Source organism: Neotamlana laminarinivorans (assembly GCF_020523925.1).
Taxonomy (GTDB): Bacteria; Bacteroidota; Bacteroidia; order Flavobacteriales; family Flavobacteriaceae; genus Neotamlana; species Neotamlana laminarinivorans.
On sequence record NZ_JAJAPW010000022.1, the window covers coordinates 1 to 1,338 of the forward strand.

Below are 1,338 nucleotides of genomic sequence, written 5' to 3' on the forward strand. Positions count from 1 at the left end.
CACCAAACGACCCAACGGACGATACGATAGATTACACGCCAACAGGCGATTACAATGGTACAGATCAAATCACATATCAGATCTGTGATGCGGATGGCGATTGTGAAACAGCAGTAGTAGATATTACAGTGAACTCGGTAAATGATGTACCAAGCACGACGGACGATACGGCAAGTGTAGATGAAGACGATACAGTAAACATTGTAGTATTAGATGACGATAGTTTTGGCGGCGATGGTCCAAGCACCGGCACGATAACTATCACCAGTGGGGCGAGCAATGGCACCGCCACGGTAAACGATGGGGGCACACCAAATGACCCAACGGACGATACGATAGATTACACCCCAACCGGCGATTACAATGGTACAGATCAAATCACGTATCAGATCTGCGATGCGGATGGCGATTGTGAAACAGCAGTGGTAGATATTACAGTGAACTCGGTAAATGATGTACCAACAACAGTAGACGATACGGCAAGTGTAGATGAAGACGCTACAGTAAACATTGTAGTATTAGACGACGATAGTTTTGGCGGCGATGGTCCAAGCACCGGCACGATAACTATCACCAGTGGCGCGAGCAATGGTACAGCAACAGTAGATGATGGCGGCACACCAACCGACCCAACGGACGATAGGATAGATTACACGCCAACCGGCGATTACAATGGTACAGATCAAATCACGTATCAGATCTGTGATGCCGATGGCGATTGTGAAACAGCAGTGGTAGATATTACAGTAAACTCCGTAAATGATGTACCAACAACAGTAGACGATACGGCAAGTGTAGATGAAGACGATACAGTAAACATTGTAGTATTAGACGACGATAGTTTTGGCGGCGATGGTCCAAGCACCGGCACGATAACTATCACCAGTGGGGCGAGCAATGGAACCGCCACGGTAAACGATGGGGGCACACCAAATGACCCAACGGACGATACGATAGATTACACCCCAACAGGCGATTACAATGGTACAGATCAAATCACGTATCAGATCTGTGATGCGGATGGCGATTGTGAAACAGCAGTGGTAGATATTACAGTGAACTCGGTAAATGATGTACCAACAACAGTAGACGATACGGCAAGTGTAGATGAAGACGCTACAGTAAACATTGTAGTATTAGATGACGATAGTTTTGGCGGCGATGGTCCAAGCACCGGCACGATAACTATCACCAGTGGGGCGAGCAATGGCACCGCCACGGTAAACGATGGGGGCACACCAAACGACCCAACGGACGATACGATAGATTACACCCCAACCGGCGATTACAATGGTCCAGATCAAATCACATATCAGATCTGTGATGCGGATGGCGATT

1 protein-coding gene is annotated in these 1,338 nt (G+C 47.7%); it reads left to right on the forward strand.

Translation table 11 applies throughout. The annotated features are described in order from the left end of the window. Positions 1-1,338 (forward strand): Ig-like domain-containing protein (locus LG649_RS15870; protein WP_226544802.1); only part of this gene is annotated, 1,338 nt, incomplete at both ends.